Source organism: Umezawaea sp. (assembly GCF_036375055.1).
In the GTDB taxonomy this organism is placed as follows: domain Bacteria; phylum Actinomycetota; class Actinomycetes; order Mycobacteriales; family Pseudonocardiaceae; genus Umezawaea.
The window spans coordinates 127,606-141,093 of sequence record NZ_DASUSQ010000072.1; the positions used below are offsets into that span (position 1 = coordinate 127,606).

General features: G+C 72.9%; 12 protein-coding genes, 2 tRNA genes and 1 other RNA gene. 10 read left to right on the forward strand and 5 right to left on the reverse strand.

The genetic code is table 11. The annotated features are described in order from the left end of the window. The first annotated feature begins 13 nt into the window (after nucleotides 1-13). The 3 genes from VFZ92_RS20250 (at nucleotide 14) to VFZ92_RS20260 (ending at nucleotide 837) form a co-directional block, all read left to right on the forward strand. Nucleotides 14-457 (forward strand): nucleoside deaminase, encoded by a 444-nt coding sequence (locus VFZ92_RS20250; protein WP_330877577.1) that lies wholly within the window; start codon nucleotides 14-16, stop codon nucleotides 455-457. A gap of 45 nt (nucleotides 458-502) precedes the next feature. Beyond that, the gene (locus VFZ92_RS20255; RefSeq protein ID WP_330877540.1) at nucleotides 503-709 is read left to right on the forward strand and encodes a CsbD family protein; all 207 of its coding nucleotides are present in this window, start codon (nucleotides 503-505) and stop codon (nucleotides 707-709) included. A 43-nt stretch (nucleotides 710-752) separates the two neighbouring features. After that, nucleotides 753-837: transfer RNA gene (locus tag VFZ92_RS20260), tRNA-Ser, on the forward strand. A gap of 95 nt (nucleotides 838-932) precedes the next feature. Here the strand turns inward: VFZ92_RS20260 and VFZ92_RS20265 are convergent. After that, a complete protein-coding gene (locus tag VFZ92_RS20265; RefSeq protein ID WP_330877541.1) occupies nucleotides 933-2,045 on the reverse strand; it encodes a cytochrome P450 in 1,113 nt (370 codons plus the stop codon). Between the two features lie 395 nt (nucleotides 2,046-2,440). Here VFZ92_RS20265 and VFZ92_RS20270 point away from each other — a divergent pair, with 395 nt between their 5' ends. After that, nucleotides 2,441-4,918 carry an endonuclease/exonuclease/phosphatase family protein gene (locus VFZ92_RS20270; RefSeq protein WP_414719955.1) on the forward strand — a complete coding sequence of 826 codons (2,478 nt, stop codon included), beginning with the start codon at nucleotides 2,441-2,443 and terminating at the stop codon, nucleotides 4,916-4,918. A gap of 48 nt (nucleotides 4,919-4,966) precedes the next feature. Here VFZ92_RS20270 and VFZ92_RS20275 read toward each other — a convergent pair whose 3' ends face one another. The 3 genes from VFZ92_RS20275 to VFZ92_RS20285 form a co-directional block, all read right to left on the reverse strand. Next, on the reverse strand, nucleotides 4,967-5,629 hold the full coding sequence (locus VFZ92_RS20275; RefSeq protein ID WP_330877542.1) for a GOLPH3/VPS74 family protein: 663 nt from the start codon (nucleotides 5,627-5,629) through the stop codon (nucleotides 4,967-4,969). A gap of 65 nt (nucleotides 5,630-5,694) precedes the next feature. Beyond that, a complete protein-coding gene (locus VFZ92_RS20280; RefSeq protein ID WP_330877543.1) occupies nucleotides 5,695-6,300 on the reverse strand; it encodes a DUF4360 domain-containing protein in 606 nt (201 codons plus the stop codon). A gap of 258 nt (nucleotides 6,301-6,558) precedes the next feature. Continuing rightward, a tRNA-Ser gene (locus tag VFZ92_RS20285) sits at nucleotides 6,559-6,643 on the reverse strand. A gap of 82 nt (nucleotides 6,644-6,725) precedes the next feature. Between VFZ92_RS20285 and ffs the strand changes: the two genes are divergently transcribed. The 6 genes from ffs to VFZ92_RS20315 all read left to right on the forward strand — a co-directional run bounded on the left by ffs (nucleotide 6,726) and on the right by VFZ92_RS20315 (nucleotide 12,646). After that, nucleotides 6,726-6,822, forward strand: an RNA gene (ffs, locus tag VFZ92_RS20290) — signal recognition particle sRNA small type. A 72-nt stretch (nucleotides 6,823-6,894) separates the two neighbouring features. Then, nucleotides 6,895-8,898, forward strand: a complete 2,004-nt coding sequence (locus VFZ92_RS20295; RefSeq protein ID WP_330877544.1) for a DNA polymerase III subunit gamma and tau — start codon at nucleotides 6,895-6,897, stop codon at nucleotides 8,896-8,898. Between the two features lie 125 nt (nucleotides 8,899-9,023). Next, the gene (locus tag VFZ92_RS20300) at nucleotides 9,024-9,956 is read left to right on the forward strand and encodes an ABC transporter ATP-binding protein (RefSeq protein WP_330877546.1); all 933 of its coding nucleotides are present in this window, start codon (nucleotides 9,024-9,026) and stop codon (nucleotides 9,954-9,956) included. Next, nucleotides 9,956-10,795: an ABC transporter permease gene (locus VFZ92_RS20305; RefSeq protein ID WP_330877547.1), complete on the forward strand. Its 840-nt coding sequence runs from the start codon at nucleotides 9,956-9,958 to the stop codon at nucleotides 10,793-10,795. Before VFZ92_RS20300 ends, VFZ92_RS20305 begins: the two co-directional genes overlap by 1 nt. A gap of 19 nt (nucleotides 10,796-10,814) precedes the next feature. After that, entirely contained in the window at nucleotides 10,815-11,987 is a 1,173-nt protein-coding gene (locus tag VFZ92_RS20310) for a sensor histidine kinase (RefSeq protein WP_330877548.1), read from the forward strand. Next, complete coding sequence (locus VFZ92_RS20315) at nucleotides 11,984-12,646, forward strand: response regulator transcription factor (protein ID WP_330877549.1); 663 nt, start codon at nucleotides 11,984-11,986, stop codon at nucleotides 12,644-12,646. Before VFZ92_RS20310 ends, VFZ92_RS20315 begins: the two co-directional genes overlap by 4 nt. Here VFZ92_RS20315 and VFZ92_RS20320 read toward each other — a convergent pair. Further along, nucleotides 12,643-13,446: an N-acetylmuramoyl-L-alanine amidase gene (locus VFZ92_RS20320; RefSeq protein WP_414719956.1), complete on the reverse strand. Its 804-nt coding sequence runs from the start codon at nucleotides 13,444-13,446 to the stop codon at nucleotides 12,643-12,645. The genes VFZ92_RS20315 and VFZ92_RS20320 overlap by 4 nt on opposite strands. Between the last annotated feature and the right edge of the window lie 42 nt (nucleotides 13,447-13,488).

Consider the following 13,488-nt stretch of genomic DNA (forward strand, 5'->3'; position numbering starts at 1 on the left):
TTCGCCCGAGGACATGGTGCGCGCGGCGCTGGCCGCCGCGCGCCGGGCCCCGGCGACCGGTGACGTCCCGATCGGCGCCGCCGTGTTCGGCCCGGACGGCGCCGCGCTCGCCGCGGCGTGCAACGCCCGAGAGGCGACCGGCGACCCGACCGCGCACGCCGAGGTGCTCGCCCTCCGAGCCGCCGCGGCCGTCCACGGCGACGGCTGGCGGCTGGCGGGCTGCACCCTGGCGGTCACCGTGGAGCCGTGCACCATGTGCGCGGGCGCCCTCGTGCTCGCACGGGTCGACAGGGTCGTGTTCGGCGCCTGGGAGCCCCGCACCGGCGCCGTGGGCTCCCTGTGGGACGTCGTCCGCGACCGCAGGCTCAACCACCGGCCCGAGGTCCGCGGCGGCGTCCTGGAGACCGAGTGCGCCTCCCTGCTGGCCGACTTCTTCGGCGATCACCGCATCGTGTGATCGTCCGCACGGTTCGCGCGCGTCCGTTCGGGGTAGTCCGAGGGCATGAGCATCGTGGACAAGGCCAAGGACAAGGCGCAGCAGCTGATCGGCGAGGTCAAGGAGAAGGTCGGCGAGAAGACCGACAACCAGTCCCTCCGGGTCGAGGGACAGGCCGACCAGGTCGAGGGCCACGCCAAGGAAACCGGCCACGACCTGCGGGATCACACCGCGGACGGCGTCGCGGGCCTCAAGGACAAGTTCAACAGGTAACCCGCTCGACGGCCCCGGACACCCGTCTTGTACTGTTCTTAGCGGTGGCGTGTCCGAGCGGCCGAAGGAGCACGCCTCGAAAGCGTGTGAGGTGAAAGCCTCCGTGGGTTCAAATCCCACCGCCACCGCTGGTCGAAGGGCCCCGCACCTCACGAGGTGCGGGGCCCTTCGCGTTCCACCGCTCAGCGCACGGTCCGGCGCCGCTGCGGGGGCCGTCGCCGGATCACCGCTCCAACCGCACCGGCAGCGACCTGAGGCCGCGGAACAGCGGTGAGCGCTGCCAGGCGAGGTCGTCCGAGGCCAGCTCCCACGTGGGGAAGTGGTCGAGCAGGGCGGTGAAGGCCACCTCGCCCTCCAGACGGGCCAGCTGGGCGCCCAGGCAGAAGTGGACGCCGTGGCCGAACGCCAGGTGACCGCCCGTTCTGGTCGGGTCGAAGGTGTTCGGGCGGTCGAAGCGGGCCGGGTCGCGGTCGGCCGCCGCCAGTGCGACGAGCACCACCTGCCGCTCGGGGATCAGCACGTCGCCGATCCGCACGGGCTCGGAGGTGTAGCGCGGGGTGGCGGTGGTGAGCGGGCCGTCGAAGCGCAGGACCTCCTCCACGACGCCCGGCAGGCGGGAGCGGTCCGCGCGCAGCGCCGCCAGCTCGTCGGGGTTCCGCAGCAGCGTGAGGACGCCCGTGGAGATCAGGTTGACGGTCGTCTCGTACCCGGCGGTCAGCACCAGCAGCGCGGTGGAGACCAGTTCCCGGTCGTCCAGCCCCGAACCGACGAGCGCGCCGAGCAGGTCGTCGGCCGGGGTGGCCCGCTTGGCCCCGACCAGGCCGCGGAAGTAGTCGGTCATCGCCAGCTCCGCGGCCTCCTGGGCCGCGTCGTGGCTCTCGGCCGACAGCACGGCGCCCCAGGCGCGGAGGTCGGCGCGGTCGGCCTCCGGAACGCCGAGCAGGTCGCAGACCACCAGGAAGGGCAGGGGCAGCGCGAAGTCGGCGACCAGGTCGACCTCGCCCGCCAGCCCGGCCAGCAGCCCGTCGGTGAGCGCTTCGACCCCCGGTCGCAGCGCCTCGACCCGCCGTGCGGTGAACGGCCTGGTCAACGGCTTGCGGAGCCGGGTGTGGTCGGCCCCGTCGCTGTTGAGCACGTGGAACAGCGGCGGCTCGTCGGGCGGGGTGAAGCGCTTGCGCAGCCGCGGGTCGGACAGGGCGGCCCTGGACTCGGCGTAGCCGGTGACGATCCACACCGCCCGGCCCGCCGGATCGGTGATCCTCTCCACCGGCGCCCGCGACCTCGACCGGGCCAGGACCGGGTGCGGGTCGGCGTAGTACTGCTCGCTGAAGAACATGGTCTCCCCCCTCGAACCGATGTTCTCGCCATCGGGGGGCGGGGGCCAGCAGGTCCGCCGAGGGCGGACACGGCACGAGGCGCCTGCGACCTCGTCAGGTCGCAGGCGCCTCGTGCTTGATCCGCTGTGTGGTGCCGGCGCTGGGAGGGCCACCGGCTCGCACCCTCGTGATCAGCCTAGCGCATCTTCGAACACACGTTCGAGTGATCCTGTCACCTTTTGGTTGCAGGCAGGACCGCGAAGCGTGAGCCGACCCTACCTATCCACGCCTGCGGGCAGTTCGTTACGGGAGATGTCAACCTCGCGATGGGCTGGTTAACCGTTAGTAACTAAGCCTTCCTTCGTTCACTCGATCCGGGGAGGATCTGCGGACCCGCCAACATCCGGAGGACGTTTTGAGACCATCACTGCCCCGCGTCGGACTGGCGGTCACAGCCGCCACGGCCGTGACGCTGGCCGTGGCGCTGCCGGTCACCGCGAACGCCGCGCCGAGCCCGGACGCGCTCATCGCCGAGGTGTACGGCGGCGGAGGCAACTCCGGCGCGACTCTCACCCAGGACTTCGTCGAACTGGCCAACAAGGGCGCGGCGCCGGTCTCCGTGGACGGCTGGAGCGTGCAGTACCTGCCCGCGAGCGCCAGCGCGTCCAGCACGTGGCAGGCCACCCCGCTGGCGGGCTCCATCGCCGCGGGCGGGCGCTTCCTCGTCGGCGAGGCGAAGGGCACCGGCGGCACGGTCGAGCTGCCGACCACCGACGCCACCGGCACGATCGCCATGTCCGGCACCGGCGGCACGATCGCGCTCGTCTCCGGCACCACCGCGCTGACGTGCAAGACCGCCGCCGCCTGCGCGGCCGACCCGAGCGTGAAGGACCTGGTCGGCTACGGCACCGCGACCGTCGTCCGCGAGGGCGCGCCCACCGGCAACCTCGGCAGCACGACGTCCGCCGCCCGCGGCACGGCGCTGCCCGACACCGACGACAACGCCGCCGACCTCACCGTCGGCGCGCCGACCCCGGTCAACAGCAAGGGCCAGACGCCCGGCGGGGGCGACCCCGACCCGGAGCCCGACCCCGACCCCGTGCCCGGCGACAAGCGCATCCACGACATCCAGGGCTCCGGCCGGGTGTCGGCGCTGGTCGGCCGGCAGGTCACCGGCGTGCCCGGCGTCGTCACGGGCACCCGCACGTCCGGCGACCGCGGTTTCTGGATCCAGGACCCGCTGGCCGACGGCGACGCGCGCACGAGCGAGGGCGTCTTCGTCTACACCAACGCCGTCCCGTTCACCGTCGTGCCCGGCGACTCCGTGCTGGTCAGCGGCACCGTGGCCGAGTACCGGCCCGGCGGCGACACCGGCACCAACCAGACGCTGACCGAGATCGCCACGCCCACGCGGATCTTCGTCGTGTCGCGGGGCAACCCGGTCCCGGCCCCCGAGGTGATCACGCCGACGTCCATCCCCGAGGCCTACGCCCCGGACGCGGGCGGCGCGACCATCGAGACCCTCCCGCTCGACCCGGCGAAGTACGCGCTCGACTTCCTGGAGTCCCGCGAGGGCCAGCTCCTCCAGGTCGACGACACCCGCTTCACCGGCCCCGTCAACGAGTTCGGCGAGGGCTTCATCACCACGAAGCCGCAGCAGAACCCGGCGGCCCGCGGCGGCACCGTCTACCTCGGCTACGACAAGCCGAACAGCGGTCGCCTGAAGGTCAAGGCGGGCAGCGCGGCGCTGCCAGGGGCCAACGTCGGCGACGTGCTCAAGGGCGCGACCGTCGGCGCGCTGGAGTACACGAACTTCGGCGGCTACACGCTGGCCACCCACTCGCTGGGCACCTACACCCCCGGCGGCACCACGCCCGAGGTCGTCGGGGGTCAGAAGCAGAGCGAGCTGTCCGTCGCCACGTACAACGTGGAGAACCTGGCGCCCGGCAACCCGCAGGCGAAGTTCGACCGGCTCGCGGCGGCGGTCGTGACCAACCTCAAGAGCCCGGACGTCCTGGTGCTGGAGGAGATCCAGGACAACAACGGAGCCACCGACGACGGCACGGTCGCGGCCGACGTGACGCTGGCGAAGTTCGCCGACGCCATCGCCGCGGCGGGCGGCCCGCGCTACCAGTCGCGGCAGATCGACCCCGGCAACAAGACCGACGGCGGCGAGCCGGGCGGCAACATCCGGGTCGCGTTCCTGTTCAACCCGGCGCGGGTCTCGTTCGTGGACAAGCCCGGCGGCGACGCGACCACCCCGGTCGCCGTCGTGAAGGACAGGGGCCGCGCGGCCCTGTCCGTCTCGCCCGGCCGCGTCGACCCCACCAACCCGGCGTGGAACAGCAGCCGCAAGCCGCTCGCGGGCCAGTTCACCTTCCGCGGGCGCACCGTGTTCGTGGTCGCCAACCACTTCAACTCCAAGGGCGGCGACCAGGCGATGCACGGCCGCTTCCAGCCGCCCGCCCGCGGCTCCGAGGTGCAGCGGCTGGCGCAGGCCACGTCGCTGCGCGCGTTCGTCGACCAGGTGCAGGCGATCGACAGGGGCGCGAACGTCGTGCTCGCCGGTGACATCAACGACTACCAGTTCTCGCCCGCGCTCCAGACGCTGACCGCGGGAGGGGCCGTCGTGGACCTCATCGAGACGCTGCCGCCCCTGGAGCGCTACAGCTACGTGTTCGAGGGCAACGCCCAGGTGCTCGACCACCTGCTGATCAGCAAGAACATCAAGCGCTACGACTACGACGTGGTGCACATCAACGCCGAGTTCGCCGACCAGGCGAGCGACCACGACCCGCAGGTCGTGAAGGTGCGGCCCAGCACGGGCCACCCGGTCGTCGACGAGGTGGTGTTCCTCGTCGAGGACCTGCTGGAGCGGCTCCACCGGGTCTGACGCGCGGCACGGAGGACGGGGCCCGCCCGGGCGGGCCCCGTTCGCGTCTCAGGAGCCCGTGGCCCCGGTGGACCCCCCGCTGCTCGCGACCACCGCGGCGGCCGTGACGGCTGCTTGGACGGCCCGCACCGCCCTCCTCACGGCCACGCCCGACCAGTCACCCTCGCTGATCTCGCCCGCCCGCGCCTTGAGCGCCTTCCTGTCGCCCTGCACGACCTTGGGCACCACGCCGATGGCGTGCAGCAGGGCGATCAGCGCGCCCGCCCGCTCCGTCGCCCGCTCGCCGCCGACCAGCGCCGCCGTCAGGTCCGCCCGCACGGAGTCCTCGTGCGCCGAGTCGACCGCGGGCCACGTCCTGCGCGGGAACAGCCCGAGCACCCTGTCCTTGTCCTGCCGGATCAGCCCGCGCCCCGCGAGCGCCTCCAGCACGGTCTCGCGCACGTTCTTCGTCATCACCTCGACCGCGCGCTGCGGCTTGGCGGGGGCCTTCTCCGCCAACCGGGCCAGCCCGGCCTCCAGCACCGGCTCGTCGAGCAGGGCGGTGTCCATCACGTGCAGCTTCCCGCCCTCCTCCGCGACCCGTCCCGCGTTGACCAGGTCCACCAGGACCGCGCCCGCGAGGGCGTGGTCGGTGGACGTGCCGTCGGTGATCAGGCGACCGGTGTCGTCGTCAAGGAGGAGGAGCAGCAGGTCCTCGGCAAGAGTCGGCATGGATCGACGCTAGCGCAGGGAACGGCGGCCCGGACCCGGAAAGGGCGGCGGGCCGCCGGAACGGGTCAGCAGGACTTCCAAGCCAATTCGTAGGTGGCGCTGACCCGGCCGTTGGTCGAATCCATCGCCATGAAGCTGAACGCCTGCGCGGCCGAAGTGCCGCGGTCGACACGCAGTTCCGAATTGATGTTCAGGTTGCGATTATCGCCGCACGGCAGGTACACGATGTCACCGTTCGCGGAACTGTCGGACGTCTGCCAATCGTCGCTGAACGGCCCGGAGAACACGTGGCTCCGCCGGGTCGTCTGCGACTGGCCGGAGAAGTAGTAGCTCGCCCGCTGCGTGCCCTTCGCGCCCGCCGCGAGGCTGGCGAAGCCCCGGTAGGTGATCCGCGAGATGCCGTAGCTCAGCCCCTCGGCGTTGTTCACCCGCAGGCTGAGCTGGCAGTTCTTCCGGAAGTCCGTCGGGCTCGCGCCCGGTCCGCTCTGCGCGAGGAAGTCGCTGAAGCTCACCCGGAACGACCTGCCGTCCGTGGAGGGCGCCACCGACGCCGTGCCCGCCGGACAACCGGAACCGTTCACCGTGACCACGTCCACGGTGATGTTCGGAGCGAATTCCGCGACGTTCGGTGGAATGATCACCGATAAGAGCAGAGCCGAGACCGTCGTCATCGTACCCAGCATGGTGGACCTTTCTTGTCCCTGCTGTTCGAATGGCGGCGGGGGCGAATATATCGTCGCCGCGAACGTCGATCTGCCGCCGGACGGGTGACCACTGAACAGGGGACGCGGGGTCGCGGTGCCGCCTCGGGGGCCCGGTCACCCGACGACCACCGGGGTTCGCGCCCCGGCCCCGACCTGGCGGACCACGGGGCCCTCAGACGACTGAGGCCCGGACACGGTGAAGTGTCCGGGCCTCAGTCCTTGGCGCGGAGGATACGGGATTTGAACCCGTGAGGGGGTTAACCCAACACGATTTCCAGTCGTGCGCACTAGGCCACTATGCGAATCCTCCGTGGTCCAGCCTAGCGGACCCCCTCGGCTCCAACCAAAACGGGGTCGACGCGGCGGACGCGGATCGCGACCGGCTACACTTGCGTCGGACCTCGTGCGGTACTCATCTCGCGAATCTCCCCAGGGCCGGAAGGCAGCAAGGATAAGCGGGCTCTGGTAGGTGCACGGGGTCCCCTTTTTTTGCCCTGGTCGCAGCGGCTCCGCTCCCAGGCCGTCGGACACCGTCGTACCTCACCGGTAGGGTCTGCAACCGTGGCGCTCGCCCTATACCGCAAGTACCGACCGGCCACCTTCGCCGAGGTGGTCGGGCAGGAGCACGTCACCGATCCGCTGCGCATCGCGCTCGGTGCGGGCCGCATCAACCACGCCTACCTGTTCTCCGGGCCCCGTGGCTGCGGCAAGACGTCCAGTGCCCGGATCCTCGCGCGCTCGCTGAACTGCGTGCAGGGCCCGACGCCCGACCCGTGCGGCGAGTGCAACTCGTGCGTCGGGCTGGCGCCGAACGGGTCCGGCACGGTCGACGTGGTGGAGCTCGACGCGGCCAGCCACGGTGGTGTGGACGACGCCCGCGAGCTGCGGGACAAGGCGTTCTACGCCCCGGCCGAGGCCAAGTACCGGGTGTTCATCGTCGACGAGGCGCACATGGTCACGACGCAGGGCTTCAACGCCCTGCTGAAGATCGTGGAGGAGCCGCCGGAGCACCTGATCTTCATCTTCGCGACCACGGAACCGGAGAAGGTGCTGCCGACCATCCGGTCGCGCACGCACCACTACCCGTTCCGGCTGATCCCGCCCGGTGCGATGCGGGCGCTGCTGGAGCGCAACTGCGCCGCCGAGGGCGTGACGGTGGCCCCCGCGGTGTTCCCGCTGGTCATCCGCGCCGGTGGTGGCTCGGCCCGCGACACGCAGTCGGTGCTCGACCAGCTGCTGTCCGGCGCGGGCCCGGAGGGCGTGACGTACGAGCGCGCCATCGCGCTGCTCGGCGTGACGGACGTGGCGCTGATCGACGACATGGTCGACGGGCTGGGCTCGAGCGACGGGGCGGCGGTGTTCGGCACCGTCGACAAGCTCGTGGAGGCCGGTCACGACCCGCGCCGGTTCGCGTCGGACCTGCTGGAGCGGCTGCGCGACCTGGTGCTGCTGTGCGCGGTGCCGGACGCGGCCGACCGGGGGCTGGTGGCGGCCCCGGAGGACGAGCTGGTCCGGATGGTCGCGCAGGCCAAGAGGATCGGTCCGGCGACGCTGACCAGGTTCGCCGAGATCGTGCACGCGGGCCTGGTCGACATGCGCGGCGCGACCGCGGCCCGGATGGTGCTGGAACTGGTGTGCGCGCGGATGCTGCTGCCCTCCGCCAGCGACACCGAGGCGGCCCTGCTGCAACGCGTCGAACAGCTGGAGAAGAGGCCTGCGGCCCCGGCGGCTCCCGCCGCCCAGACCGCTGCCCAGGCCACCGCCGCACCGCCCGCCCAGGCCGCGGCACCCCAGGCGCAGGCCGCCCCGGCCCCCGCCGCCCCGGTGGCGGCCCCTGGCAAGCCCGCCTTCCAGCGGCCGTCGCAGCGCGCCGCCCAACCCGAGCCCGAGGCCGCGCCCCCGAGCCTGCCCGAGCCCGCGGCGGCCACCCCGCCGCCCGCGCCGGAACCGGTGGCCGAGCCCGAGGGCACCGACGTCGCCGCCGTGCGCCGCCGGTGGGCCGAGCTGGTCGCGGCGGTCCGGTCGGTCAACCCCGTCGCGGGCGCGATGCTCGGGCCCGCGACGGTCAGCGAGGTCGAGGGCACGTCCATCGTCCTGACGCACCCGTCCGCGCCCATCGCGGGCAGGCTCACGTCCGAGCCGCGCAACGCCGGGGCCATCACCCAGGCGTTCGGCAAGGTCCTCGGAGGCTCCTGGCAGGTCAGCGTCGTGCACGGCGCCGCGGGTGCCGGTCCGGTGCGCCCGGCCCAGGTGAAGACCAGCAAGCCCGCGCCGACCAGGCCGAGCCAGCAGGGCAGGGCCGCCGCGGTGGAGCCGCCGCAGCGGCAGGCACCGGCCGGGCGCCCGCCCGCCGACGACGTGCCCCTGCCGCCGGAGCCGCCGGACCTCGACGAACCCCCTCTGCCACCGGAGCCGGTGGACGAGGAGGAGATGCTCGCCGAGGCGAGCATGCCGAGGGACCCGAGCGCGGTCGCGACGACCGTCGACCCCGAGGCCGCCGTGCTGCGGCTGCTGGCCGACCAGCTCGGGGCTCGTCCCCTGAAGGCTGAGCGCGCCAAGCGCTGAGTACGACCACGGGTGGAGGGGCGTACCGCGTCCGCGGTACGCCGAGGTGTCTGCGGCAGCAGGACGATCTTCTCGCCCGATCGGACCACTCTTGAGGGACCACAACGGATCCCACAGGAGCGGCGATGATCGAGGTAGCGAACCTCACCAAGCGGTACGGGGCCAAGACCGCGGTCGACGGACTCACCTTCTCCATCAGGCCCGGCACCGTGACCGGCTTCCTCGGTCCGAACGGCGCGGGCAAGTCGACGACCATGCGGATGCTCGTCGGCCTGGACACCCCGACGTCCGGCACGGCGAAGGTCAACGGCAAGCCGTACGGGGAGCACCGGGCGCCGCTGCGGGAGATCGGGGTCCTGCTGGAGGCCCGCGCCGTGCACCCCGGCCGCTCGGCCCGCGACCACCTGCTCGCCATCGGCGCCACGCACGGCATCACCGCCAGGCGGGTCGACGACGTGCTCGACATGGTGGGCCTCACCGAGGTCGCGAAGCGCCGGGTCGGCAACTTCTCGCTCGGCATGGGCCAGCGGCTGGGCATCGCGGTCGCGCTCCTCGGCGACCCGCGCACCGTCGTGCTGGACGAGCCGGTCAACGGCCTCGACCCGGACGGCATCAAGTGGATCCGGCAGCTCCTCAAGGGCCTGGCCGCCGAGGGGCGCACGGTCTTCATCTCCTCGCACCTGATGAGCGAGATGGCGCTGACCGCCGAGCACCTGATCGTGGTCGGGCGCGGCAGGCTGATCGCCGACGTGTCCGTCGCGGCCCTGATCGAGTCCGCCGCCCGCGGCGTGCACGTCCGCACGTCCCAGGTGAGCGCCCTCGTCCGCGTCCTCAACGGTGACGGCGTGAGGATCAGCACGGTCGGCGGCGGCGTCCTCGACGTGGTCGGCCGGTCCACCGAGGACATCGCGACCCGCGCGCTCGCGGCCGGGATCCCGCTGTACGAGCTGACCCCCCAGCGCGCGTCGCTGGAGGAGGCCTACATGGAGTTGACCCAGGAGTCCGTCGAGTACCACGGCGGCACGACCACCACCACGTCGTTCGGAGAGGCAGCCTGATGAGCACCACGACCCTCGACGCGCCGGTGGTCGTGCCGCCGCCCGCGACGGACGACATCCGCCTCACCTTCCGGGGCGTGCTGCGCAGCGAGTGGGTGAAGCTCCGCAGCGTCCGGTCCAGCGCGATGACCCTGCTGGGGGCGGCGTTCGCCATGCTCGCCGCGGGCCTGGTCTTCGCCTCGACCATCGGCGGCGGGGGCGACGGCCCCGGTCCCGACGACGGGATGTCCGACCCGACCGCGATCGCGCTGAGCGGCGTCATGATCACGCAGCTCGTCATCGGGGTGCTGGGCGTGATGGTCGTGTCGAGCGAGTACTCGACCGGCATGATCAGGTCGACGCTGACCGGCGTCCCGGCCCGGCTGCCGGTGCTCGCGGCGAAGGTGGTCGTCGTCACCGGCGCCGTGTTCACCTCGATGCTGGCGGTCTCGCTCGTCGCCTTCCTCGGCGCGCAGGCGATCATGTCCGGTGCCGACCTGCCGACCGCCGCGCTCGGCGACCCCGGTGTCCTCCGCGCCGTCGTCGGGTCCGCCGCCGCGCTGACCGGCGTCGCGGTCATGGGCGTCGCGTTCGGCTCGATCCTGCGCGGCACCGCGGGCGCCATCTCCACGCTGTTCGCGCTGGTCTTCCTCGCACCCGGCCTCGGCCGGCTGCTGCTGCCGACCTCGTGGCGCGACGACGTGCTGAAGTACCTGCCGTCCAACGCGAGCAGCTCGTTCACCAGCGTCACCGCCGGTCCGGACGTGCTCGGCACCACCGCGGGCGCGCTGGTGTTCGCCGCCTGGGTCGTCGTCCCGCTGGTCGTGGCCGCGGTGCTGCTGCGCCGCCGCGACGCGTGACCGGACCTAGGCTGCGGGGGTGTCCACGGTGACGAGGGTCCGGGCGTTCGCGCGACGGCACCCGACCGCCGTGGACACCCTCCTCGCCGTGGTCCTGTACCTGCTGACCGCCCCCTTCCACGGGCCACCCCGCGAACCGCAGCCCACCACGTCGCCCACGGCGCTCGCCCTGCTGGCGCTGGTGTTCGCGATGCTGGCGGTGCGCCGGAGGTGGCCGCTGTGGACGCTGGTCGTGACCACGACCGGCGTCGTGCCCGCGGTGGTGTTCGGCTACGACATCGAACCGTTCCTGGTGCCGGTGGTGATCGCGACCTACACGGTCGCGGTCCGCACCGACCGGTGGACGGCGCTGCGGTCGGCGGTCCCCACGGCGCTGTTCGTGGTGATCGTGGTGGCGCTGCTGACCCCGGCCCCCGGCTTCACCTGGGAGAGCCTCGGCCGGTTCACCTGGATCGGCCTCGCGGTGGCGATCGGCGACGCGGTGCGCAGCCGCCGGGCCAACATCGCGGCCATCGAGGAGCGCGCGCTGCGGGCCGAGCGGACCCGCGAGGAGGAGGCCCGCCGCCGGGTCGCCGAGGAGCGCCTGCACATCGCCCGCGAGCTGCACGACGTGGTCGCGCACCACATCGCCGTGATCAACGTGCAGGCGGGCGTGGCGAGCCACCTGATCACCGCCCGGCCCGAGGCGGCGGCCGAGGCCCTCGCCCACGTCCGCCGGTCCAGCCGGGCCGTCCTGGACGAGCTGAGCGGGCTGCTCGGCGTGCTGCGCAAGCCGGAGGAGTCGGACACGCCGACGGAGCCCGCGCCCGGCATGGCGCAGCTCGGCCGGCTGGTGGACTCCTTCCGCGCGTCGGGCCTCGACCTGGAGTCCACGTTGACCGGCGAGGTCCACGAGCTGCCCGCGACGGTCGACCTCGTCGCGTACCGGGTGGTGCAGGAGGCGCTGACGAACGCCCACCGGCACGGCACCGACACGGCCCGCCTCTCCGTGGCCTACACGTCGTCGGAGATCATCCTGGAGATCACCAACGTGCTGGGCTCCCAGCCCCACGACGGCGGGTCCGGCCTCGGGCTCGTCGGCATGCGGGAACGGGCGGGCGCGGTCGGTGGCACCATCCAGGCCGGGATCGGCGCGGACGACCGGTTCCGCGTCGTGGCGACCCTGCCGCTCCAGATCGGGAAGAAGCCATGACGATCCGCGTCCTGCTCGCCGACGACCAGGCGCTCATCCGCGCCGGCTTCCGCGTGCTCATCGACTCCGCGCCCGACCTGGAGGTGGTGGGGGAGGCGACCAACGGCCTGGAGGCCGTGGAGCTGGTCCGCACGACCCGCGCCGACGTGGTGCTGATGGACATCCGGATGCCCGAGCTGGACGGCCTGGAGGCGACCCGCCGGATCATCGCCGACGACGACCTCGCCGGGGTGAAGGTGCTGGTCCTGACGACGTTCGAGATCGACGACCACGTGGCTGGAGCCATCCGCGCCGGTGCCAGCGGCTTCCTCGGCAAGGGCGTCGAACCGGCCGAGCTGCTGACCGCGATCCGCACGGTGGCCGAGGGCGACGCGCTGCTGTCCCCGAAGGCGACCCAGTCGCTGATCAGCCAGTTCCTGTCGCAGCCCGCCACGAACGCCGCCACCCCGGAACGCCTCGCCGTGCTGACCCTGCGCGAGCGCGAGGTGGTGGCGCTGGTCGCGGGCGGGCTGTCCAACGACGAGATCGCGGCCAAGCTGTTCGTCTCGCCGCTCACGGCGAAGACCCACGTCAACCGGGCGATGATGAAGCTCCAGGCCCGCGACCGCGCCCAGCTCGTGGTGATCGCCTACCAGACGGGCCTGGTCCTGCCCCGCTAGCGCCCGACGTAGGTCAGCACCGCCGCGGCGATGGCCGCGGCGTAGCGCTGCTTGCCGTCGTCGCTGCCGAGCACGGCCGCCTCCGCGGCGTCGCGCATGTTGCCGCACTCCACGAACACCGCGGGGCGCTCGGACAGGTTCAGGCCCGCCAGGTCGTCGCGGCCGTCGAGCCCGTCGCGGCCGGTGTAGTTGGCGGGCGCGAACCCCGCCCCGACGAGGCCGTCGCGCAGGGTCGTCGCGAGCCGGGAGGACGGTTCGCCCTGGGCCTCGTTGCGCGGCGGGTCCGGGTAGATGACGTGGAAGCCGCTGGCGCCCTCGGTGCTCGCGCCGTCGGCGTGGACGGACACGACGGCCGCCGCGTCCGGCCGGTTGCCGATGGCGGCGCGCTCGTCCACGCACGGCCCGACGCCCGTGTCGTCCTGGCGGGTCAGCACGACGGTGACGCCGCGCGCTTCGAGCGCCGCCCGGACCCGCAGCGTCACGTCCCAGGTGAACGCGTGCTCCGGGTAGCCGTCGTCGGTCTCGGTCCCGGTGGTGTCGCACGCCTTCACCTGGCCGCCGCCCGCCGGGACCTGCCGGTTGATCTCGGCCGGGTGGCTCGCGTTGCCGCCGTTGTGGCCGGGGTTCAGCACGACCACGACCTCGGGGGCGGTCGTCGTGGTGGCGGTCGTCGGAGGGCTGCTCGCGGGGATGCCCGCGGTCACGACCGGGTCGAGCACCGGGGTGTGCTGGGCCACGGGCTCGCTGCCGCATCCGGCCACCACGAGTCCGAGCACCACGACGGCGAGCCACCTGCGCACGCCGCCCACGGTGCCAGACACGACGCGACTACGCTCGGGGGC